The organism is Ahniella affigens, from assembly GCF_003015185.1.
GTDB classification, from domain to species: Bacteria; Pseudomonadota; Gammaproteobacteria; order Xanthomonadales; family Ahniellaceae; genus Ahniella; species Ahniella affigens.
In genome coordinates, this window is the sequence record NZ_CP027860.1 from 536,771 (window position 1) to 557,981 (window position 21,211).

Sequence of the window (21,211 nt, forward strand, 5' to 3'; positions counted from 1 at the left end):
ACGCACCTCAGGACTCGGATTGTGGAGTGCCGGGTGCGCCGGTTCAAGTTCGTCGCTGATTCCAGTTAAGTCCGGGATCAGCCAAATTCAAGCCTCAGATGGCTTTCGCAACAAGAAAAACAAATGTCAGAACAAGTACTTACTGATTTAGATTTCGATAGCTTCGGGCTTGCCCTGACGCTCTCCCAGGGCCTTCACGACACGGGTTTTATCCGTTGCACCCCGATTCAGGCGCTGACGCTGCCGGTCGCGCTGCAGGGCCGCGACATTGCTGGCCAGGCCCAAACGGGCACCGGCAAAACGGCGGCGTTTCTGGTTGCCGTCATGAACCGCCTGCTGACCCAGCCGGCCAAAGCCGATCGTCGAAGCCAGGACCCGCGCGCCATCATTCTGGCGCCGACCCGCGAACTGGCGATTCAGATTGACAAGGATGCCCAGGCCATCGGCCGGCATACTGGCCTGAACCTGGCTCTGGTTTACGGCGGTGTCGACTACGACAAGCAGCGCAGGGTGCTGCAGGGCGACGTGGACATCGTGATCGCCACGCCGGGTCGCCTGATCGACTACTTCAAGCAGGGCGCGTTGGCGCTTCGAAGTATCGAAGTCGTGGTCATGGACGAGGCGGACCGCATGTTCGACCTCGGGTTTATCAAGGATATCCGCTTCCTGCTTCGGCGCATGCCGGGTGCCAAGGAGCGTCAGAACCTGCTGTTCTCGGCCACCCTGAGTCATCGGGTGCTCGAGTTGGCTTATGAGCACATGAACGAGCCGGAAAAGCTCGTGGTCGAAACCGAGACCGTAACCACCTCGCGCGTCCGCCAGGTGGTGTATTTCCCGGCGTCCGAAGAAAAGCTGCCGTTGCTGCTTGGCCTCTTGGCCAACAAGGAAGCCGATCGGACGATGATCTTCGTCAATACCAAAGCAGCCTGTGAGCGCGTGGCCCGCGTGCTGGAGCGCGCCAAGTATCGCGTCGGTGTGCTGTCTGGCGACGTTCCCCAGAAAAAGCGTGAGAGCCTGCTCGGCAAGTTCCAGAAAGGCGAGTTGGAGTTGCTGGTCGCCACCGATGTCGCCGCCCGCGGCTTGCACATTGCCGGCGTCAGCCACGTGTTCAACTACGATTTGCCGTTTGATTCCGAGGACTATGTGCATCGGATCGGGCGCACCGCCCGGCTTGGCGCGGAGGGCGATGCCATCAGCTTTGCCTGCGACGAATACGCGGTCAGCCTGCCCGACATCGAGGCTTACATCGAGCAAAAGATTCCGACCGCCCGGATCGAGCCTGGAATGCTGGCAGAGATTCCGCGCCGCCCGCCACGGACAGAACTACCCGAAGGTGCCGAGGCGGAGCCGAGCATTATTGCCGATGCCTATTCCGAGCGCGCCGAGCGGTTTGACCGCAAAGGTGGCGGTCGGACGCGCGGGCCAGGTCAGGCTGGCGGCCGTGGGCGCGATGGCAAGCCGCGATCCGATCGGCGTACCGGTGAGCGATCGGGCCCGCCCAAGGGCGATCGAGCTGAGCGGGGGCCGCGTCCGGATCGACCGGATCGTCCGAACCGGGATGCCAACCGCGATGCCCGTCCGGACACCGCAGTGAATCCTGTGGCGGCACCGGTCAATCCAGTTCTCCAGACAGAAGACGCCGCGGGTGAGGGCGAATTCCGCAAACGGCGCCGCCGCCGCGGCGGTCGGAATCGGCATCGAGACGCCCAGGGAGTCGAAAACGGCCAGTCAGAACAAGTGCTGGAAACGGGAGCTACGGCGGCAGATGCGCAGCCAGCCAAGCTGCTGCAGCGCATCAAAGCGAAGCTGAAATCCATGTTCAGCCGCCTGCCGCTACCGCGTCGGAAATAATTTTCGGGGACGTGTCCGGTTTTGCCATCGGATTCCGTCTCTATCCATGAACCCGTTCAAATGTCTGAACGAGTCAGAGGTTACTCCCCCTGACCGCAACGAGTTTCGCCGGGTGGAAGCGAGTCAACGCAGATTGCGGCTACGGGCGCAGTTCGCAAAACTGTGAAGATTCGCTTCCATTCGGTAAATCTTCGGTGATAAGGTTATGGGGAGACTGCGTATCTTGGTCCTGCAGGCGTTTGTTTGTGGGCGATGTAAAGAACTCAATGGGAGACTTCCTGTGATCCGAAAGACTAAACTTGCTGCAGTAGTGCTGGGCTTGGCCGCTTTGGCCGGCGCCGAAATGGCCTCTGCTTGTTCCGTCGCTGCCTGGACGGGTGGTGCGCAAAACAGCCCAACCGCCGGTGGCCCGCCAACGGCCCAGCATTCCCGCTTCCAGGGCGGTTGCAGCCTCAAGTCAACAGCTGTCGGTCAGACTGTGACCGACAATACGCCTGCTGGTGCATCGGAAGGTGCGTACCGCGTGCAGTTCTACGTGAAGGCCAATGTGACGGGCGCTGAAGTCGATGTGTTTAATGCCAAGGCCACTGGTGGCACGAACGTCATTCGCGTTACCTATGACGGCACCAACTTCCGCTTCTACGCCAATACCGCGGCCAGCCCGGTTTCTGTTGCTGCGACGAATAACCGCTGGTACCAAGTTCAGCTGAACTGGGCACGCGGCTCAGGCACCGGCAAGATGGGTATCCTGGTTCGCGGAAACTGCGGTACGTCCGCAACTTGCAATCCGGTCTTTAACGACCTTGATTCGGCCACTCCTGCAATCACGGGCCTGAGCAACAACAGCGACGGGATCGACACGGCCGTACTCGGCTGGATCGCTGGCGCCGCAACGGGTGACATTACGGTCGACGCATTTGAGTCTCGTCGTGCAACGGCGATCGCAAGGATTTGCCGCGACGCAAACGGCAGCGGTACCGTCACCCCGGGTGATCGCACTGCGATCACGAACGAACTCGCCGGAACTGTTATTACAGCAGCTGCTGCTGCCCCGGACTGCAACTTCGACGGATCCGTCACCCCAGGCGACCGTACCTGCGTGACGAACCTGCTGGCTGCTTTTGAAACTTGCGTTAACACGCCGTAATTCTGAGGAGACCCAACATGAAGACTCTGAAACTCGCAGGCGTCATTGCTGCTCTGGCCTTCGCTGGCTCCTCGGTTGCCGGTTCGTTCGAAGTGTGGAGCGATAACGACAAGTCCATGAACAAAGTCGTTGTGGTCAGCTTTGCTGGCGACAATGAAACGCAAGATGCCATGCTTGATCTTGAATACCCAGCCAACTGGGAATTCGTGAAGGCCGCAGCCAAAGCATCCGGCACCATCTGCGCTGCAAAGACTGACGAGCGCAAGATTCGCATCGTGCCGCCTTCGGGCGCTGGTAAGGCCCTTGGTGGCCGCGCTGACTACTGTACCTTCCTGTTTAAGCCGGCCGCTGGCAAGGCAGCAGGTGGTGCCCTGAAAACCCTCTTCACCGAGTGTGCTGCTGCGAACGGCAACAAGACCTGCTCGGCTGATTTGGTTGATTTGAACGAAAAATAAGTAGGAGACTGCGATACATGAAACTTAGCGCCCGATGTTCAGCAATTCTGCTGTTGGTGGGTGCCGGCGGAGCTTCCGCCGGTACCTTTACATTCCCTAACACCGTTGTCACCCCAGGTGCACCACTGGAAACCGTGGACATCTTCTTTGCAGGTGATGGCGATACCCAAGATGCGGGTGTCGACCTCGACACACCTGCTGACGTGACACTCTCAGCTGGCGTTGTGCTGGTGGCAGGCTCGATCTGCTCCAACGTTGATGCCAACACCGTTCGCATTGTTCCGCCAAGCGGCGCCGGCACTCCGTTGACATCGACGTCGACGGCCTATTGCCGTTTCTCGGTGGACTCCTCGGCCGTTCCTGGTCCTGGCGTCGACCGTACGTTGGTTTTGTCTCCGGGCGGCCTGAATGACTGCACCGGTAACGTCAACTCCGGCCCTTGCACGTTCACCTCCGGCACGCTGCAGATTCGCGCTGGCGCCCAGGTTGGCCCGACGGTGACTTACACCCCGGCCCCCAACGCTGCGCCTGCGACGGTCACTTTCGGCGCCGCAGGTTCGATTGGTGGCACGACCACGTCGAACGTCGCGGTGTCTGGCGCCGGTGGTTCCAACGGCGGTAATACGACGATTGACCAGTGCCAGCTGGCAACCGGCACGGGCGTGAGCTTCGTCGCGTTCACCAATATGGTGTGCACGAACGGCGGCTCCTGCACCGACGGTACGGATGCCAACATCACGGCGACGTGTACGGCGACCAATGCCCAGCAAACTGGTACGTTCACTTGCCGCGAGCGCCGTCAGAATGAAGCTGCGCCAGGCGACGGCACGGTTGTTACGACCACGCAGACCTGGGGCTTCACCTGCCCAGCCGCTAACGTCAACCCGACGATCACGCCAGCCACCGCTAGCGGCAGCAACGTGAACACGAGTACGGTTGGCCAAGGCCAGACCAGCACGGCCACGTTCTCGTTCACCCCATCGGGTGGTTCGGGCACGGGTTCGTCGACGGTCACCGGCTGCACCATTGCCGCTCCGTTCTCGATCGTTCCGGCCAATCCGACGCTGACCTTCACGGGATCAGGCACGACGGCGCAATCGTTCAACGTGACCTGCACGGCCGGCGCCGCTGCTCAGGGTCCGCAAGCTCTGGCTTGCACGGTCGGTGGTGCTGCTTACAGCGTCAACGTGACCTGCCCAGCCGGTCTGCCGGTTGCCGCTCCGATCATGACGGCCGACCCGGTCGAAGATGCTGACGACACGTCCGACGCATCGGCTGAAGTGACCTTCTCGGCGCCGCTGGGTCTTGCTGGCAACAGCACCTCGACGATCAACCTGGACGTTTCGGGTGGTATCGACGACGCCACGGGCACGGCTGAAACGGTGGCCATCACGGGCTGCGCGATCAGCAACAACGGCACGGGCAACATCTCGATCACCACGCCGCCGGCCGCCACGGCATTCGGTACGGGTGACCCAGCTGGTGACGTCGACACGTCGATTGGCCTGCGTTGCAACGGCAATGCCGCTGCCACGACCGCTCTGCTGACCTGCACGGTCAACTCGGTGGCGAGTGGCACGACCACGCCTGACACGCGCATTTGGGACATCGCCTGCCCGGCCGCCGTCACGGCTCCGGAAGTGTCGACCAACCCAGCATCGCCTGGCGTGATCAACGTCCAAGGACAGCCGGGTAACTCGGTTGCGGCAACGGTTGCGTTCACGAACACGGGTGACGCCCCGCTGACGGTTGATACCTGCACGGCCACGACGGATGACCCGAACATCACGTTCACGCCGCCGGCGTCGCCGATCGCCATCAATGGCGGTACGGGTTCGCTGGACTTCTCGTGCACGGCTCCGACCCTGAACGCGACGATCACGGAAACGGTCACCTGCAACACGAACGATGCCGACGAAGCCACGGTCTCGTTCACGCTGAACTGCACGGGCGCCAACCTGCTGCCGATCCCGGCCATCAATGGTCTGGGCAAGGCACTGATGGCTGCGCTGATCATCGGCCTCGGCCTGATCGGCCTCGGCCTGCGTCGTCAGACCGCCTGATCGCTGATAAGCAATCTGTACGAAGGGAAGGGCGCCGCGAGGCGCCCTTTCTGTTTGAGGGACGCAGCGCCGCGAGGCGCCCTTTCTGTTTGAGGGACGCAGCGCCGCGAGGCGCCCTTTCTGTTTGAGGGACGCAGCGCCGCGAGGCGCCCTTTCTGTTTGAGGGACGCAGCGCCGCGAGGCGCCCTTTCTGTTTGAGGAACGCAGCGCCGCGAGGCGCCCTTTCTGTTTGAGGAACGCAGCGCCGAAAGGCGCCCTTTCTGTTTGAGGAACACAGCGCCGAAAGGGGCCCTTTCTGTCTTGGAGCGCGCCGCGAGGCGCCCCTTCTGTATTGAAGCGCGCCCTGAGACGGCCGTTCTGTTTTTGAGCGCCCCGCGCCGACAAGCGTCTTGCAAGTTCCAAAGCACGCTGGTCCGACTGATCGCGCCAGTGTTCAGTGCGAGCCGACCGCGCGCTTTACGTCTTGGAAGGGCGACCGCAGCGCTCGCACACATGCGATCGCTGGCCATTTCGGGCGAGCGCTTGATGCCTTTCCAAGTCAACGAACAAGTTGCTGCTGAGGAGGCTGCAGGACTGCGCGCCACGCGATGCTCGACGAATCATGCGCGACTCCGCGCCGCTCGGAGGCATTCAGAGCGCCGCACGAATCAGAACACGACCCATAACGACGGCAATCGGAAGCACCGACTCTGAATTGACCGATTTCGCTCTGGCAACGAGTGACCACCCGACGCCAATATCGGATCCTTCGATTCGTTTGAGCCTGACAGGCAGCCGCTGATGACATCACTAACCTGGTCCCTTCTCTTCGCCTTGCCGATCGGTGCCGCTACGGGCGTGCTTGCGGGGCTGTTCGGGATCGGTGGCGGCTTGGTGATGGTGACTGCGCTTGTCTGGCTGCTGCCCACGCTGGCAGTGCCGCCGGAGCACGTCATGCATGTCGCGCTGGCGAGCTCGCTTGGCGCGATTGTGCTGACGGCCGCGTCTTCGGCGCGCTCCCATTATCGCCGCGGGGCGATTCTTTGGCCGAGTCTGTCTCGCCTGGTGCCCGGCATGCTCATCGGCGGCGTGCTGGGCGCGCGAATGGCCGGCCAACTCAGTACCCAATGGCTGCAATGGGGCGTGATCGCTTTCTGCTTTGTCGCCGCGTGGGAGATGTGGCGACCCAAATCGACGCACGCGGCAGATGACGCGGGCGCCACGCCGAAACATTGGCAACTGGTTCCGGGCGGGTTTGCGATTGGCATCGTGTCGGCGCTCGTCGGCATTGGTGGTGGCAGCATGACGGTACCGTTGCTGATCCATTTCGGCGCGAAGCCTGTGCGAGCGGTTGGAACGTCAGCGGCTTGCGGACTGCCGATTGCGGTTGCCGCGGTGATCGGGTTTGCGTGGACCAAATCCAGCCCCAATGCCGCAATGCCCCCGCACACAATCGGGTTTTTGCATTGGCCGTTGGCGCTCGCGTTGGGGTCGACGAGCATCCTGTTTGCGCCGTACGGTGCGCGTCTCGCACACAAGCTGCCGGGCAACTCACTCAGACGCGCGTTTGCCGGCCTGCTTGTCGTCGTTGCGCTGATGACGTGGTATCGGACCAGCATGATTGCCTGAAGGTCAGGCATCCGGCGAACGCGCCCACCCCGTCACCCGGAGCGGTGTCAATTGGAAGAAATCTCGGCTCGCGTTCGCGACTAAGTCTGATTCAGTCCAGCAAGGGTTGCCGCGCAGGACCGGGGAATTTCGACATCAATCTGAACCGGCAAGTGGTCCGAGATTGGCACCGAATACACTTCGGCGTGCTTCACTTTCAATCCGGCCGACAACAGCACCAAGTCAATATTCCGGCTCGGATTCCAGCTCGGAAAGCTCGGCTCAGTGTTCGCGCTACGCAACCGCTTGCTCGCAAATAAAGGCGCGAGCGAGTCGGATTCGGGCGTCGCGTTGAAATCGCCCAGAATGGCGACATGCTTCATGTCTGCCGTCAGATCAGCCAGATAACGTGATTGCTTCAGTTGCCCGGCGGCCGTCAACGCCATGTGCACCACGATCAGCCGGAGGTCCTGTCCGTCTTCGCCGAAATGAACCTCCAGTGCGCCACGGCCAGGAATTGCGCCAGGCAAACGATGCGCGATCACCGAGGTCGGCTCGAAACGGGACAAGAGCCCGCTGCCAGGCTGCGCCAGACCCAGATTGCGATTGCGTTGATGACTCCAGAATGGGAAGCCAGCCATCTCGGCCAAGTACTCCATCTGATCGCGAAACCCCGTACGGACACTGGCGCTGTCAGCCTCTTGAATCGCGACAAAGTCACAGGGCTCGATCAACTGCGCGATGCCGGCCAGATTACGGAGTTTCCCCTTATGTGGCAGCACAGTCTGCCAGCTACGGGTCAGGTATTCACGATAACTGCCCGTGTAAGCGCCCGCCTGTATGTTGAAGGTCATCAGGCGCATCAGGCGCCTCGGAGTTGCCGCCTTGCTCACGTTGACTTGGGGCTCAGAAAGGACCAACGGACAATTGCACGTAGCAAAACCCCGGACAACCAAACAAACGCAAGCGGCAGCACCAACGACTGCAACGCAAATACGACCAGCAATTCCACCAGGCTACGGGTCATCTGCGAGAGCTGGGACGCCAACCCCTGAATGCGGTCCTGCCACGCTTGACCGTTGCTACCGGGCCAGAGCCGCTGCAGCCGCTCGGCCAGACTCGGGTCTGCGGGCTCGGCCGTATCGGCCCACTGACCGACCGCCTCAGCCTGCTGTTTGGAAAGAGTGAGTTCGGCCACGGCAGCCTGATAGCGCGGCTCCAGAATGCCAACGTCAATGGCCTGCATACCCATCAGCTGCAGCGGCAGGAGCCAGCGCAACAAGAGGAGCGACAGGAACAATCGTGCCGGCCACAGGGCCAAGCCGGCATGCCGCGTGCCAAGCCACGCAGGTAGTCCCAGCAGAAACAAGATGCTGAGTACCCATTGCATGAGATGGGCGCCAGCGACTTCCAGCACGATCCGTTGTATCCCGAGCGATGTCGCCGCCACCAGCAGGAACGAGGATACTTGCTCCACAAGGTCGTTGACCGGGTCCAGCAATTCGCCTGGGCTCAGCGTCACGCCAACGCCCACTGGCGTCACGGTCAAATCCGCGTCCTGCAGAAGCGAAATCGCTGCATTGGTCCCGCGGGCGAGCGCAAAAGCGGTCAACGTCCGCTCCAATACGCGATCCAGATACGTAGCGCTCAGGCGATCGACCGCGCCTAACCAGCCCAGAGCCAGCACCAGCAGCATGAAACCCAGAAACCAACGCCGACTTGGAGGCAGCGATGACCAGAACGTGTTCCAGAGGGGCATCGACAGCCTCCAGGCGAAAACCCGTACAAAGGTAACAGCAGCCGGACCCATAAACACGGCAATGGACGCCAACGATGCGCAAAACCCGAACTCGCGAACACAACACCGAGAGCTCGCGAGCGGACGTCACGATCAAGAATGTGGTTGGCTTGCATGGCGCCCGAAAAAATGTCGCCCCGGCATCGGGGCCGCTTTGATACCGGACACGCGCCGCAATCGACACAGAAACGCTTGAACAGAGCATTCGACCACTCTCCGACACGAAGAATTCCCTCGAACCACGAGATCTAAATACCAAGCGACCCCAACGTGAGCGAGTCAACCTAAAGCCACGCTTCGCGCTTGACCAGCGAGTGGTGAGACACCTGTTTTGCGCCGATAACGGGCCGGCATCAGTCTCAAGGCGGATACATGCGTACGCTCGACGCTCCTCACAAAGCAGGAGCAGACCATGTCATATCACGCTCAGTTGATGACCGCTCGCCTACCCGCCTTGACCTTGACCATGGCAATGGCAATGGCCTTGATTGCGGTACCGGTCGCAGACGCCGCTGGCCAAGAGTCGGGCCAATCAATGCGGGAGTTTGCGACGCCCACGGAAAGCGCCGAGCCCGCGCAACGGGACACCCAAAGCGCCGACTACTATTCGCAAATGATGGACATCTTCTTTCAGACCTATCGTTTTGGCGATCAATTCGGACGCGCAGCAGACCAAACCGCCAACAAGTCGCTGGTCCAAAGCACCGCAGTCGTTGGCCCAGTCTTCGACGTGGGTCTGTTGCCATCGGGCGGCTCTGCGCCAGACGTCGGCGGTGCAGTTGGCAAGAAGCACGCAATCTCTCTGCAGAATGTCGGCAGAGCGACGAATTTGAAATCCGGAATACTCAACTCAAATTCTGATCATCGAACATTTTGGAGTAGTGTTGTCAGCGCCGACCCAAATTACAAACCGTTCGATCCACGCATTGTCTTGGATTTTGCGAGCAACCGGTATCTCGCCACAGCGCTTCGTGGGCCCGGTGGGGGACTTGGTTGGGCAGTTCTATTTGGATACTCCCAAGATGAGAGTGGAACAAACTGGCAGCGCTTTGCCTTTGACATTGACCCAAGCTGCAAGTGGTCGTATGACTACCCCAGGATCGCAGTGTCGAAAAACTTCGTCGCCATATCAGTCTTTGTGCACGGTAGCACGGCCACGCCAACCCCCTGCCAGAACTGGGGTGAACGCCTGATTGTGCTTCCGCGCGCCGGACTGTACCAAGCCACTTCCCTGAGCCCGACGGTCTTGGTGCCGCCAACGCCTGGACAAATCTCGCCCATTGGTGCAAGCGCCTCGGCGATGAGTGGCAGTGACGGCAGGCTGTACGTGACGCGCATGCTGTCAAATGGAACACAGTACGACGTATACCGTGTCACAGATCAGATTCCAGTTCCCGGCAGTGCCATTTCACTGGAACCGGTCTTCAGCAACCGACCACTCCCGGCAGCATCGGCGTCGGGAACGCTTGTCAATCAGACGCTGAACGACACGCGGAATCCACTATGCAACGCGCTGATCAGTGGGACTTTCCACAACAATCGGCTCTTCATCGGACACTCTGTACAGACACCGCTTGCATCGAACCCAAGTCAGGTGCTGACGTCTGCCGCGTGGGCAGAGCTGGACCTTGCGACCGGTCTACAGGTGCAAGGCGGGGTATTGCCGACAAACGATACCAACGCCTACCTCTGTCCTTCGCTATGGGCCAATCAAAATGGCGTTCTGATCAGCTTCACGATGACGAATGCTGGCATCTATCCGTCAGCTGGATACGCCTATCGCAAAGCAACGGATCCATTGGGCCAAATGTCCGCTGCAACGATCTACAGTGCAGGTACCGCTGGCTATGCAACCACCAATCCTAATCAGATCATCCGTACCGGCGACTACGGTACGACGATGGAGGATCCCGCAGATGTGTGCAAACTCTGGGCGGTGAATCAAGTTGGACGCCCCAATCTGGCCGCAAGTGCGTGGGCCCGAATCGACATCTGTCAGTAACCCAGATGCAGGGACAGGCACCTGGCGTCCCAATCCGAGCGATGACAAAGCCGCCTTTTGAGCGCCAGAACAGCAGCGGGGAGCAACACAATGCCAATCGGTACTGAGACGCCGAGTCCGCACCATCGTCCGACTCAGTACCGGTAGGCGACATTGCAATGGCAGGATTCGGACCGGCTCTGGAAGGCGCGTCAACCAGGGCCACTGCATCCCCGGTTTGGTCACGAGTAAAGGCCCAGGCGTACGCTGGCGTCAGCGATACATCGCCCATAAAACGGAAGTCACTGAGCAAGAAACTTGAGTTCGTACGCGCCTGATTGATTGGTACCCCCTTCGCAGAGGCCCATTCTTGGGTTGCATCAGTTAGGCCGGGCGCCCGCCGAAACGCTCAAATGGAATCGGTAGCGCCAGGCCAATAGGCCAAGCAAATCGTCAGACCTTATCAACGCACCTTCATCGCCGGGCCAACCAGTATGCGGTTACAGAACCCTCTACAATGACCGGGATAAAGAGGAGATCACCATGCCCAAACTGATTGGCGCCGGCGGGACGCCCGGCGGCATTCCGATGTTCTTGATCGGCGTAGCGCTGACCGTTCTGGGCGGGTATCTATTGACGAACCAGGTCACGGTCACGTCGGGGCCTTGGTTGCTCTATGGCCAGAACGCGTTTGGTATGAGCCTTCTGCCATTTCTGTTCGGCGTCGGCCTCCTGTTCTTCAATGGGCGCTCCATCTGGGGCTGGCTACTGCTCGGTCTCGGGCTCTTGATCATCTTCGCCGGCATCATCGTGAATCTGCGCATCTATTTTGAGCCTGCCAGCCTGTTCAGCACCCTGATGATGCTGGGTCTCCTGGCTGCCGGGCTTGGTCTGACCGCACGCTCCTTGAAATCCCTGTGACACGACCATGTTGATGACTGCCCTTCAGAATTTTGCGGCGTACCTTCTGATTGCGGTGGCCGCAACCGCGCTGTTCATGCTCCTGTACGCCATGATCACCCCGTATCGAGAGCGCGAATTGCTGCGGCAAGGCAACGTCGCTGCGGGGGTGTCGCTTTCTGGCGTGATGCTGGGATTTGCATTGCCGATCGCAAGCGCCTTGATGCACAGTGTGTCCTTGACCGACTTGTCGATCTGGGCGCTCGTCGCCGGCATCGTGCAGTTGCTTGGCTACTACGCGTTTCGTTGGATCTTTCGCGAGCTGCGGGCGCAGATCGAGGCGGGCCAGCTTGCCCTGCCGTTGCTTTATGCGGCGACCGCGGTCTGCCTCGGGCTGCTCAACGCCGCCGCGATGAGTGACTGACATGACCCGTCGTAAGCGTGAGGCCAAACTGCAACGAGATCTCGCGCAGCAAACGCTGCCGCCGTCGCAAGGTGCCAAATTCGCCGCGGACCAGGAACGCCGTCGGCGGTCGGACCACATTTGGCTGACCCTGCTCGGCGTGGTCGTCATGGCACCCATTCTGTACGACTCGTTCCGTACGCCGATGCAGCGAAATCTGTATGCGACGCGTGCAGAATGCCTGGCGGATTATTCCGAATCGGAGTGCGCGACCGAGCCCGAGGTGCATGTCCAGAGCGCCCGAATCGAGGATCGCAGCACGCTGCGCTATCACGGTCCTTGGTACGCGGAAACCAGTTCCCAACGCACGGCGTCAGACCCGGGTCCGGGCCGCGGCATCGAATCGGGTCGCGTCGCGCGCACCAGTATGGAAGCGCCGTCCCGATATGGCAGTCGCCCGGCACCAGGATTCGAACCAGGCATGCGCGGTGGCTTCGGGCGCACCGGGTCGGTTCGCGCCGGTCGCTCGGGGTTTTTGGGCTGATGCAGCGGCTGCGCGTTTCACCAAGGGCCGACTGGCGAACTCGAGTCCGCGAGCATGGCTTTGACTTTGCCGAATTCGCCGATCCTGAAACGGGTGCGCCGACCCCTTATTGGGTCGAAGATGCCTGCTATGAATTCAGTAGTGCTGCGATCGATCGGCTCGAATCCGCTACCAACGAATTGCATGCAATGTGTCTCGATGCGGTCGACGAAATCGTTGCACAGGGCGACTACGCAGCATTCGGCCTGAGCGAAGCCGAAGCGAGTCTCATCGAACGCAGTCATGCGCTCAAGGAGCCGCACCTCTATGGTCGAATGGACCTGTGTTTCGATGGCCGCAATGCTCCCAAACTGCTTGAATACAATGCCGACACGCCGACAAGCCTGCTCGAGAGCAGCGTGGTCCAGTGGTTCTGGCTTGAAGATCGCGGCGAGTCCGGGTTCGATCAGTTCAACAGCATTCACGAGGCGCTGATCGCGCGCTGGCCGCACGTCATCGGCCCAAACCCCGGCATGATTCACTTTGCAACCTTTCAGGAGAGCCTGGAGGATCATTGCAACTGCGAGTATCTGCGCGACACCTGTATCCAGGCGGGCGCTACCGAAACGATCGCGCTCGACATCGGTGATATTGGCTTTGATCGAAACTGTTTTACCGATCTCGAGCACCGCGAAATCACCCGGATCTTCAAGCTCTATCCGTGGGAATGGATGCTGGCCGAAGAATTTGGCACGCATCTGCTGACGACGCGCACCCGTTGGATCGAGCCCCCTTGGAAACGGCTGCTGGCCGACAAGGCCATCCTGGTATGGCTCTGGAACAAACATCGCGGTCACCCTAATCTGTTACCCGCGTCCCATCGACCGGGTGATCTGCCAGGTGAATGCGTCTTCAAGCCCTGTCTGGAACGCGAAGGCGAGGGCGTGTGTTTCCTCAATTCTCCGGACGCCGTTGGACACGCACCCACGGTGCGCGGAATGTATCAAGCAAGCCAACGCCTTCCTGTGTTTTCGGGCAGACACGCGGTGGTGGGCTCCTGGATCATTGGCGATGTGGCAGCGGGCATTGGCATTCGCGAAGATGTGGGACCCATCACGCGCAACACCAGTTGCTTTGTACCGCACCGCTTTCGCTGAGGGACGCGCGCTGCGCAATGAATCTGGGCCTTGGCAGGTCTTGCATTCTGGCTAAGATCAACCCGTCCAGAAGGAGCCCATCATGCTGCCATCGCGGTACTACGTGTTTGCGTTTTGCGTCGCCGCCACGGTGTTGTGTTTGGTGCTGGCGCAGATGCAGATGCCAGGCTATTACTGGCTCGCGGCGCCGTTCGCCATCTTGACGGTGGTTGGCTTAAGAGACATCACCCAGACCCGCCAGGCAATCCGGCGAAACTATCCGGTCATGGCGCACTTCCGGTTTCTGTTTGAAGAGATTCGCCCGGAGATCCGTCAGTACCTGCTCGAAGACGACACCGAGGAGACGCCGTTCTCGCGAGTCCAGCGCTCGATCGCCTATCAGCGCGCCAAGAACGACGTTGACAAGCGGCCCTTCGGCACGCAGCTCGATGTCTATGAGGCGCACTATGAGTGGATCAACCATTCCATGGCGCCTACTGAGCCCAAGACGCACGACTTTCGTCTTGAGATCGGTCAATCGGCCCATGGTTCGACTTACTCGGCCAGCGTGTTCAATATCTCGGCCATGAGTTTCGGCGCACTCAGCGCGAATGCCGTTCGGGCGCTCAATGCCGGTGCGAAGAAGGGCGGCTTTTATCACGATACGGGCGAGGGTTCGATCTCGCAGTACCACCGTGAAATGGGTGGCGATCTCGTTTGGGAGATTGGCAGCGGCTACTTTGGTTGCCGCAACCGCGATGGCAGTTTCAGTCTGGAGCGCTTCATCGAGAACGCGCGCCACGAGCAAGTGCGGATGATTGAAATCAAGCTGTCGCAGGGCGCGAAGCCTGGCCACGGTGGCGTGTTGCCGGGGGCCAAAGTAACGCCGGAGATCGCCGCCGCGCGTGGTGTCATGGTGGGCGAGGATTGTGTGTCACCGGCGCGTCACAGTGCGTTCGATTCGCCGATTGGGCTGCTCGAATTCGTGCAGAAACTGCGTGTGGCGTCGGGTGGCAAACCGACCGGCTTCAAGCTCGCGATCGGGCATCCCTGGGAATGGTTCGGCATCGCCAAGGCCATGCTCGAGACCGGCATTACCCCCGATTTCATTGTCGTCGATGGTGGTGAAGGGGGCACCGGCGCGGCGCCACTCGAATTCACCGACCACGTTGGCGCACCGCTGCGCGAAGGGCTCATGCTCGTCCACAATACGCTCGTCGGCATCGGCAAGCGCAATCAGATCCGGATCGGTGCCAGCGGCAAGATCGTCACGGCCTTTGATATCGCGCGCACCTTGGCGATTGGCGCCGATTGGTGCAATTCGGCACGTGGATTCATGTTCGCGCTGGGATGCATTCAGGCCCAGACGTGTCATAGCGGCAAGTGTCCGACGGGCGTCACCACTCAGGATGCATTGCGGCAGCGCGCGCTGGTGGTGCCCGACAAATCCGAACGGGTCTACCAGTTCCATCAGAACACGATGAAGGCGTTGAAGGAGCTCATCGCCGCCGCTGGCTTGCAGCATCCGAGCGAACTCGGTCCGGAGCATGTCATTCGGCGCGTGTCATCCACCGAAGTGCGCTCGCTTGCGGCGCTGCACGCCTGGGCGCGCCCGAACGAACTCTTGAGTGACACGCCGGATCATCCGGTGTTCAAAGTGTTCTGGAAGGTGGCGCGCCCCGATACGTTTGCGGCGCCCGCACACACGCTATCGCTCCGCGGCAGCAAGTTAGTCTGATCGCCGCCCGTAGGGGCAGACCTCTGTGTCTGCCCGGCCCGGTCTACCGCGACTGGTCTGCCCGACACAGTCTGCCCGAGCCGCGCTCACCCAGCTGCCTGACGCTCCGGAAACTCGGCAAACACCACCCAGTGTCCGCCGGGTTCCACCATGCCGACTTCATGCGAGCCATAAAACGTTTGCCGTCGCGGTAAAAACATCTGGCCATCAGGCAATGCAGCGATGACCGCGTCCAGTTTCTCGACTTCGACAAACAGAAACGTGCGGTTGCTGCGCGCCGATTCGGCAAGCTCAGGCATGTCCTCAGACAGCGAGGCGAACGTCTGATACATCACCTCATCGAGCCCGTTGCTGAGGCCGCAGAAACCGAGCCCGTGCTCGCCGCCGACCTCGATCGTGTTCTGAAAGCCGAGCGCGCGCCAGAAGGGCAGACAAGGCTCGATGGTTTCGACAAACAACACCGGTGTGGCTTTCTTGACGGCAGGCTGCATGGCACGCTCTCTCAGTGAATTCGGGACGGTCCTACATCGTAATTCCGGCTAGCAACCGAGCTCGCAATGCTTCCAACTGCTGCGCGCGCTCATCGCGATAGAACAGGTTGAACGTGTCGAACGGGATCATCTTGCCATCAGGTTGGGCGATGTGCACGCAGCTTTTCTTGACCGCACGAAGGTCAAACGCGTGCGCATCGATGAACGCCATGATCAGCACGCGGAACACGTTCCGATAGCCGAGTTCAGCCGGGGCGGCGACTTGCGGGAGGCAACACAGCAAATCGGCCAACGAGCACGCCTGCGCGGCGGGTGACTGGTTCGTCGCAAACAGCTTGAACACTTGTTCGCGCAAGCCCTCATCCCGTTCGACGACAATCGTGTTGCGGCCCGCGTTGACCAGCGTGTCCTTCGGGATCAGCCCGGTCAGCGGCAGCACCTGTCCGCCCACTTTGAGGGCATACGCCATCGCCAGACAATCCGGGTTGCATGGCACCGGAATCAGATCCTCCGGTTTGAAGCGCGTGCTCTGCGCGAGGATCTTGCGGCGCACTTCGGTCAGCGTCAGTCGGTGTTTCGCGGGATCGAACTGTTCGGCGCGGCCGGCATGCTGGATTGGCTGGAACGTCACGCCCCGCACGCAAGGTTGCTGAAGGGCGAACTCAATGATCTCGCCCAGCTCGGCGTCGTTGACGCCGCGCTTGACGGTCACCACGAGCGTCGTCGAGATATCAAGCGCGTTGAGCTTTTCGAGCGCCGCCAAGCGAATCTCGCGGAGGTTGGCGCCGCGCAAATCCTGGTGCACGGCATCGCGCAGGGAATCAAACTGCAAGTACAATTCGAACCCGGGCATATACGTGGCCAGACGTTCGGCAAAGCCTGGCGTTTTGGCGATCACGATGCCATTCGTGTTGACCATCAAATGGCGAATCGGTCGGCGCCTCGCTGCGTCCAGAATGTCGAAGAACTGCGGATGCAGCGTCGGCTCACCGCCCGAAATCTGCACGACATCGGGCTCGCCCTCGTTCGCAACCACCGCGTCCAGCATCCGCTCGATGTCAGCGAGGCTGCGGAACCCCGGACGATGCGGGCCCGAATCGGCATAGCAGATCGGACATCGCAGGTTGCATTGATCAGTGATTTCGATCAGCGTCAGGCAGCTGTGCTGCATGTGTTCGGGGCACAGCCCGCAATCGTAAGGGCAGCCATAGCGCCGTTCGGTATTGAAACGGTCCGGCAACTCGGGTGGCTTGATGAACTGCTCGCGGGCCATGCGGTAATAGGCCGCGTCATCGGCAATCAACACGCGCTCGCGTCCGTGTTCCGGGCACCACTTGTCCAGGAACACCTGCTCGTCTTTGATCAGGATGCTGGCTTCGACGCGCCGCAGGCAGGTCGTGCACACGGACACGGCGTGGTCGTAGTAGAGGTAAGGTCTTACCTTGTGGCCCATGTTTGCCGCATCCGGTGGAGGTGCGGCAGGTAATACAGCAAACCGGCCACGCAAAGCCACTGAATCCCACTGAGCCCGGGCCAATAGACTTCCGGTATCGGTTTCAGCGCGTCAATGACCAATCGCCACAGCAAGTAGCCCGACAGGAATAGTTTGAACCGATCGCCGGGCGCCATCTGCCAGCGCCTCCCGGCAAGCGACACGAAGCTGGCACTGACGAGCAGCCAGCCGATTTCGTAGAGCTGGGTAGGGTGTCGCGGGATGCCATCGCCGAAGTCCACGGCCCACGGTACAGCGCTCGGTAGCCCGTACGTCGCGTCGCTGAGGCCGGCAACAAAGCAGCCGACGCGACCGATCGACATGCCAATCGCCAACGGCCAGACCAGCGCATCGCCCGTGGATTGGCGAACACTTACCAAACGTTTGGCCCATTCTACGCCAAGCAACCCACCGAGCAGCCCGCCGACAATTGATTTGCCGCCGACCAGATGCGTCAGGTTGGGGAAGTCCGCAAACGCGAACGCAGGGTGTTCCAGCCAATAGGCGAGCTTCGATCCGATCGCGGCACCGAGCACTATGCCAACGAGAATACCCACTTGGCCGAACTGGTCCGCATGGATGCGATCACGTCGGCGCAGCCGCCAGTAGAGTTGCCCGCCAATAAAGTAGGCAAGCAGTTCGAAGAGCAGATGCCATTGTGGGCCGGTCCATCCCATAGTCAGCGTCCCGCGGCGACCCACAGAAACGGCGGCGAGGCGCCGAGCGCCCGATCAACAATTCGATCGGGCGCGTGCGGCATTGCTTCAGCGCAGCCCGGTTTCGTTACGGGCAATCACCAAGCGCTGAATTTCCGACGTGCCTTCGTAGATCTCCGTGATCTTGGCATCGCGGAAGTAGCGTTCCAGCGGCATTTCCTTCGAATACCCCATGCCGCCGTGGATTTGCAGTGCCTGATGCGTGATGAACATTGCGGCTTCGGATGCGGTCAGTTTCGCCACCGCAGCTTCCGTCGAGAACCGGCCGCCAGACTTGTCGGCCTGAGCCTTGGCCCAGCCGGCACGCAGCGTCAGCAGTTCGGCGGCATCGAGCCGGCATTTCATATCGGCGATCTTGGCCTGGATCATCTGGAACGAGCCGATCGGCTGGCCAAAGCTCTTGCGCTCTTTCACGTAGTTGACGGCCGCCTTGTAGGCCGCCTTCGCCAAGCCCACGGCCTGCGAGGCAATGCCGATACGGCCGGCATCGAGCACGCCCATCGCGATCTTGAAGCCTTCGCCTTCGGCGCCCACCACTTCATCGGCAGTCGCCACGTAGTCCTGGAACTCGATCTCGCAGGTGGCCGACGCGCGAATGCCGAGTTTCGGCTCGGTCTTGCCGCGGTGGAAGCCGGGCTTGTCGGTATCGATCATGAACGCCGTGATGCCACGAGCGCCCTTGCTCTGGTCGCTCATCGCGAACAGGATGATGTATTTGGCGACCGGGCCCGACGTGATCCAGCTCTTTTTGCCGTTGATCACAAACGTGCCGTCAGCCTGTCTGGTGGCCTTGCAGCGCATGGCCGTGGCGTCCGATCCGGACTGCGGCTCAGTCAGCGCAAACGCGCCGATGGCTTTGCCCTCGGCAATGGCGCGCACATAGAGTTGCTTCTGCGCCTCGGTGCCAAACTTCAAAATGCCGTTGCAGAACAGCGAATTGTTGACCGACATGATGGTCGAGTGCGCGCAATCGCCCTCGGCAATTTCCATCATGGCCAGAACATATGCCACCGGGTCCATGCCCGCGCCGCCGTATTCCGCCGGCACTTCAATGCCCATCAGGCCATTCTCGCCGAGCAACTTGATGTTATCGAGCGGGAACTCGCCAGACTTGTCGTAGTGCTCGGCGCTCGGCGCGATTTTTTCCTGGGCGATGCGGCGGGCCACGTCGCGGATCATCAATTGCTCTTCGGTAAAGGAAAAATCCATGGGGTTCACCGTTGGAGGGGAAAGGGCAGGTCTGCGATTCTATCAGGCCGAATCCGAGCGAAGTCTCGAACCAAAGGCCCGAACCGGCGTGCCTGCAATGCGCCAGAGCGTCTATTGGCGCGCGTCAAGGCGCGGTCGAGAACCCGGCAAGGCGCTGGACATCGGCTGGTTTTGGCTTTGACGATGACGGACGCGGGACCTCAGCCCGCCGCCGCGACTTTGGCGCGCCGCTCAAACACGTCCCGCGACACCCCGGCGGCAATCGTATGCGTCAGCTCCAGGCTGTCCCGATCGAGCAGCAGCAGGTCGGCATCCGCGCCAACCGCGACCCGACCTTTGCTTGGCAACTGCCAGCACTCCGCGGGCGTCAGCGTCACCGTCGCGAGGACCTCCGTGAGCGGCAGACGATGCTCGCGCACTGCTGCCTGCACATCGCGAATCAGGCTGCTGATCGGCGCCACATCAAGTCCTTTGAAGCGGCCATTCTCGTCAAACACCGGCAGGCTGGCCTGGCCGTCGCTGCTCATGCTGATCTGGCTGGCTGGGATGCCGGCTTTGAACAGGTAGGCGAGCGCATCGGCGCCGGGGATGTCTCCGGCTTTGATCAATTCCGGCGTCGTGCTCGTGGTCAGATCGATCCGGCCGCCGAGTCGCGCCCAGCTCACACCCTGGTCCAACAGTCTCTGTTGGCGATTGATATGCGTGGGCAGCCAGTGCTTGATGGGCACCGCATATTCGCTGCTCGCGGCAATGAGGGGTGACAGGCCGCTTTCGTGATCGCCCATGTGCACCAGCACCGTGCCGGACTTGCCACTCAACAGCCCTCCGGCCAAGGCATCGCCACCGACGCGCGCGAGTTCGGCGACCGTGGGCTGCGACCCCCGATGATCGGCCACCGCGACTTCGCCAACGCCAAGAAATTCCGGAATGAGCACCAGATCATCGCGAACACTGCCGGTGAGCGTACGGATCGGCATGCGGTACGACCCGGTCAGTGCGTAAGCGCTGAGGCCTTGCGACCGCAGCGCGCGCGCGGTCCCGAGCAGGTCGGCATGGTTGCGCGTGACATCGTCGGTGCCGAGCGCGCCGATCACCGTGGTGACGCCAGCGGCAAACGCGGCGTTGACGATCAACGGTGGCGTGCGCGTTGCAAAGCCGCCTTCACCGCCGCCACCGCTGATGTGTACCAACGAGTCGACGAGGCCTGGCACGAGGAAACGGCCGGCGGCATCAATGGTGTCGTAGGCAATGCCACTGGGTCGGATGCTGGGCTCAATGGCGATGACCCGGCCGCACGCAATCAGAACGTCCTGAATCCCCCGGTCTTCCGGCGCCATGACATGCGCACCGCGAATCAACAACAGATCATGACTCATCCAATCACTCCCAAATAATGTGGCGCGCCTGTGGCCGCTGTGGCGGTCGCGCGGCGTCTGGTCCGCCGCGGGCCGGGCAGGCCCCGGATCGTCGTCCAGGATCAGGCAAAACGATCGAAAATGCCAGCACGTCCGAGAAAATCGTTGCTGCATCGCGACAGACTTGGATTGCGGGCCCCGCCACGGTGGCTTCTGCCTATTTTCGGACGACCACACGAATTCTTGAGTGGTTTTTGGCAACGATTGTTTCTGCAACAACGGTCGGCCCGTCACGCTTTCAAACCCAATGGCCGTTGCTGGCGTCTGCAACTTCGGGCTAAGGTCGGATTCCATTTGGTTGGGTGG

Annotated in this window: 18 protein-coding genes; 11 read left to right on the forward strand and 7 right to left on the reverse strand. The window is 61.1% G+C overall.

Annotated elements, in window-relative coordinates; all coding sequences use genetic code 11:
* Positions 1-123: 123 nt before the first annotated feature.
* The 5 genes from rhlB (at position 124) to C7S18_RS01960 (ending at position 7,124) form a co-directional block, all read left to right on the forward strand.
* Positions 124-1,851, forward strand: coding sequence for an ATP-dependent RNA helicase RhlB (rhlB, locus tag C7S18_RS01935; protein WP_106889954.1), 1,728 nt, complete (start codon positions 124-126; stop codon positions 1,849-1,851).
* 280 nt (positions 1,852-2,131) lie between these two features.
* Complete coding sequence (locus tag C7S18_RS01940; protein ID WP_146151713.1) at positions 2,132-2,998, forward strand: dockerin type I domain-containing protein; 867 nt, start codon at positions 2,132-2,134, stop codon at positions 2,996-2,998.
* Positions 2,999-3,015: 17 nt separating this feature from the next.
* Positions 3,016-3,453, forward strand: a complete 438-nt coding sequence (locus tag C7S18_RS01945) for a hypothetical protein (protein WP_106889956.1) — start codon at positions 3,016-3,018, stop codon at positions 3,451-3,453.
* Positions 3,454-3,470: 17 nt separating this feature from the next.
* Positions 3,471-5,516 (forward strand): hypothetical protein, encoded by a 2,046-nt coding sequence (locus tag C7S18_RS01950; RefSeq protein WP_106889957.1) that lies wholly within the window; start codon positions 3,471-3,473, stop codon positions 5,514-5,516.
* A gap of 780 nt (positions 5,517-6,296) precedes the next feature.
* Positions 6,297-7,124, forward strand: a complete 828-nt coding sequence (locus C7S18_RS01960) for a sulfite exporter TauE/SafE family protein (protein WP_106889959.1) — start codon at positions 6,297-6,299, stop codon at positions 7,122-7,124.
* An 80-nt stretch (positions 7,125-7,204) separates the two neighbouring features.
* Here C7S18_RS01960 and C7S18_RS01965 read toward each other — a convergent pair whose 3' ends face one another.
* Positions 7,205-7,966 carry an endonuclease/exonuclease/phosphatase family protein gene (locus tag C7S18_RS01965; protein ID WP_106889960.1) on the reverse strand — a complete coding sequence of 254 codons (762 nt, stop codon included), beginning with the start codon at positions 7,964-7,966 and terminating at the stop codon, positions 7,205-7,207.
* Between the two features lie 26 nt (positions 7,967-7,992).
* On the reverse strand, positions 7,993-8,862 hold the full coding sequence (locus C7S18_RS01970) for a hypothetical protein (protein ID WP_106889961.1): 870 nt from the start codon (positions 8,860-8,862) through the stop codon (positions 7,993-7,995).
* Positions 8,863-9,313: 451 nt separating this feature from the next.
* Between C7S18_RS01970 and C7S18_RS01975 the strand changes: the two genes are divergently transcribed.
* From C7S18_RS01975 to C7S18_RS02000, 6 genes are all read left to right on the forward strand, one after another.
* Positions 9,314-10,903 (forward strand): hypothetical protein, encoded by a 1,590-nt coding sequence (locus tag C7S18_RS01975; protein WP_146151714.1) that lies wholly within the window; start codon positions 9,314-9,316, stop codon positions 10,901-10,903.
* A gap of 522 nt (positions 10,904-11,425) precedes the next feature.
* Positions 11,426-11,803, forward strand: a complete 378-nt coding sequence (locus C7S18_RS01980; RefSeq protein ID WP_206207958.1) for a hypothetical protein — start codon at positions 11,426-11,428, stop codon at positions 11,801-11,803.
* A 13-nt stretch (positions 11,804-11,816) separates the two neighbouring features.
* The gene (locus tag C7S18_RS01985) at positions 11,817-12,206 is read left to right on the forward strand and encodes a DUF350 domain-containing protein (RefSeq protein ID WP_170113055.1); all 390 of its coding nucleotides are present in this window, start codon (positions 11,817-11,819) and stop codon (positions 12,204-12,206) included.
* A 1-nt stretch (position 12,207) separates the two neighbouring features.
* On the forward strand, positions 12,208-12,729 hold the full coding sequence (locus tag C7S18_RS01990; RefSeq protein ID WP_106889964.1) for a hypothetical protein: 522 nt from the start codon (positions 12,208-12,210) through the stop codon (positions 12,727-12,729).
* The gene (locus tag C7S18_RS01995) at positions 12,729-13,865 is read left to right on the forward strand and encodes a glutathionylspermidine synthase family protein (protein ID WP_106889965.1); all 1,137 of its coding nucleotides are present in this window, start codon (positions 12,729-12,731) and stop codon (positions 13,863-13,865) included. Before C7S18_RS01990 ends, C7S18_RS01995 begins: the two co-directional genes overlap by 1 nt.
* Positions 13,866-13,947: 82 nt before the next feature.
* Complete coding sequence (locus tag C7S18_RS02000; protein WP_106889966.1) at positions 13,948-15,582, forward strand: FMN-binding glutamate synthase family protein; 1,635 nt, start codon at positions 13,948-13,950, stop codon at positions 15,580-15,582.
* Positions 15,583-15,668: 86 nt separating this feature from the next.
* Here the strand turns inward: C7S18_RS02000 and C7S18_RS02005 are convergent, their stop codons facing one another.
* The 5 genes from C7S18_RS02005 to iadA all read right to left on the reverse strand — a co-directional run bounded on the left by C7S18_RS02005 (position 15,669) and on the right by iadA (position 20,866).
* Positions 15,669-16,073 carry a VOC family protein gene (locus C7S18_RS02005; RefSeq protein ID WP_106889967.1) on the reverse strand — a complete coding sequence of 135 codons (405 nt, stop codon included), beginning with the start codon at positions 16,071-16,073 and terminating at the stop codon, positions 15,669-15,671.
* Between the two features lie 31 nt (positions 16,074-16,104).
* Entirely contained in the window at positions 16,105-17,526 is a 1,422-nt protein-coding gene (locus C7S18_RS02010) for a radical SAM protein (RefSeq protein ID WP_106889968.1), read from the reverse strand.
* On the reverse strand, positions 17,511-18,242 hold the full coding sequence (locus C7S18_RS02015) for a prolipoprotein diacylglyceryl transferase (RefSeq protein WP_106889969.1): 732 nt from the start codon (positions 18,240-18,242) through the stop codon (positions 17,511-17,513). Before C7S18_RS02015 ends, C7S18_RS02010 begins: the two co-directional genes overlap by 16 nt.
* Before the next feature lie 87 nt (positions 18,243-18,329).
* Positions 18,330-19,490 carry an acyl-CoA dehydrogenase family protein gene (locus C7S18_RS02020; protein WP_106889970.1) on the reverse strand — a complete coding sequence of 387 codons (1,161 nt, stop codon included), beginning with the start codon at positions 19,488-19,490 and terminating at the stop codon, positions 18,330-18,332.
* 200 nt (positions 19,491-19,690) lie between these two features.
* Positions 19,691-20,866, reverse strand: a complete 1,176-nt coding sequence (gene iadA, locus C7S18_RS02030; RefSeq protein WP_170113056.1) for a beta-aspartyl-peptidase — start codon at positions 20,864-20,866, stop codon at positions 19,691-19,693.
* Between the last annotated feature and the right edge of the window lie 345 nt (positions 20,867-21,211).

Bases quoted from the DNA above. Each gene is read 5' to 3' on its own strand.
- C7S18_RS01965 (WP_106889960.1), bottom strand. From the start codon at position 7,966: ATGCGCCTGATGACCTTCAACATACAGGCGGGCGCTTACACGGGCAGT.
- C7S18_RS01970 (WP_106889961.1), bottom strand. From the start codon at position 8,862: ATGCCCCTCTGGAACACGTTCTGGTCATCGCTGCCTCCAAGTCGGCGT.
- C7S18_RS02000 (WP_106889966.1), top strand. From the start codon at position 13,948: ATGCTGCCATCGCGGTACTACGTGTTTGCGTTTTGCGTCGCCGCCACG.
- C7S18_RS01980 (WP_206207958.1), top strand. From the start codon at position 11,426: ATGCCCAAACTGATTGGCGCCGGCGGGACGCCCGGCGGCATTCCGATG.
- rhlB (WP_106889954.1), top strand. From the start codon at position 124: ATGTCAGAACAAGTACTTACTGATTTAGATTTCGATAGCTTCGGGCTT.
- C7S18_RS01990 (WP_106889964.1), top strand. From the start codon at position 12,208: ATGACCCGTCGTAAGCGTGAGGCCAAACTGCAACGAGATCTCGCGCAG.
- C7S18_RS01945 (WP_106889956.1), top strand. From the start codon at position 3,016: ATGAAGACTCTGAAACTCGCAGGCGTCATTGCTGCTCTGGCCTTCGCT.
- C7S18_RS02020 (WP_106889970.1), bottom strand. From the start codon at position 19,490: ATGGATTTTTCCTTTACCGAAGAGCAATTGATGATCCGCGACGTGGCC.
- C7S18_RS01975 (WP_146151714.1), top strand. From the start codon at position 9,314: ATGTCATATCACGCTCAGTTGATGACCGCTCGCCTACCCGCCTTGACC.
- C7S18_RS02005 (WP_106889967.1), bottom strand. From the start codon at position 16,073: ATGCAGCCTGCCGTCAAGAAAGCCACACCGGTGTTGTTTGTCGAAACC.
- C7S18_RS01950 (WP_106889957.1), top strand. From the start codon at position 3,471: ATGAAACTTAGCGCCCGATGTTCAGCAATTCTGCTGTTGGTGGGTGCC.
- C7S18_RS01985 (WP_170113055.1), top strand. From the start codon at position 11,817: ATGACTGCCCTTCAGAATTTTGCGGCGTACCTTCTGATTGCGGTGGCC.
- iadA (WP_170113056.1), bottom strand. From the start codon at position 20,866: ATGAGTCATGATCTGTTGTTGATTCGCGGTGCGCATGTCATGGCGCCG.
- C7S18_RS01995 (WP_106889965.1), top strand. From the start codon at position 12,729: ATGCAGCGGCTGCGCGTTTCACCAAGGGCCGACTGGCGAACTCGAGTC.
- C7S18_RS01960 (WP_106889959.1), top strand. From the start codon at position 6,297: ATGACATCACTAACCTGGTCCCTTCTCTTCGCCTTGCCGATCGGTGCC.
- C7S18_RS02010 (WP_106889968.1), bottom strand. From the start codon at position 17,526: ATGGGCCACAAGGTAAGACCTTACCTCTACTACGACCACGCCGTGTCC.
- C7S18_RS02015 (WP_106889969.1), bottom strand. From the start codon at position 18,242: ATGGGATGGACCGGCCCACAATGGCATCTGCTCTTCGAACTGCTTGCC.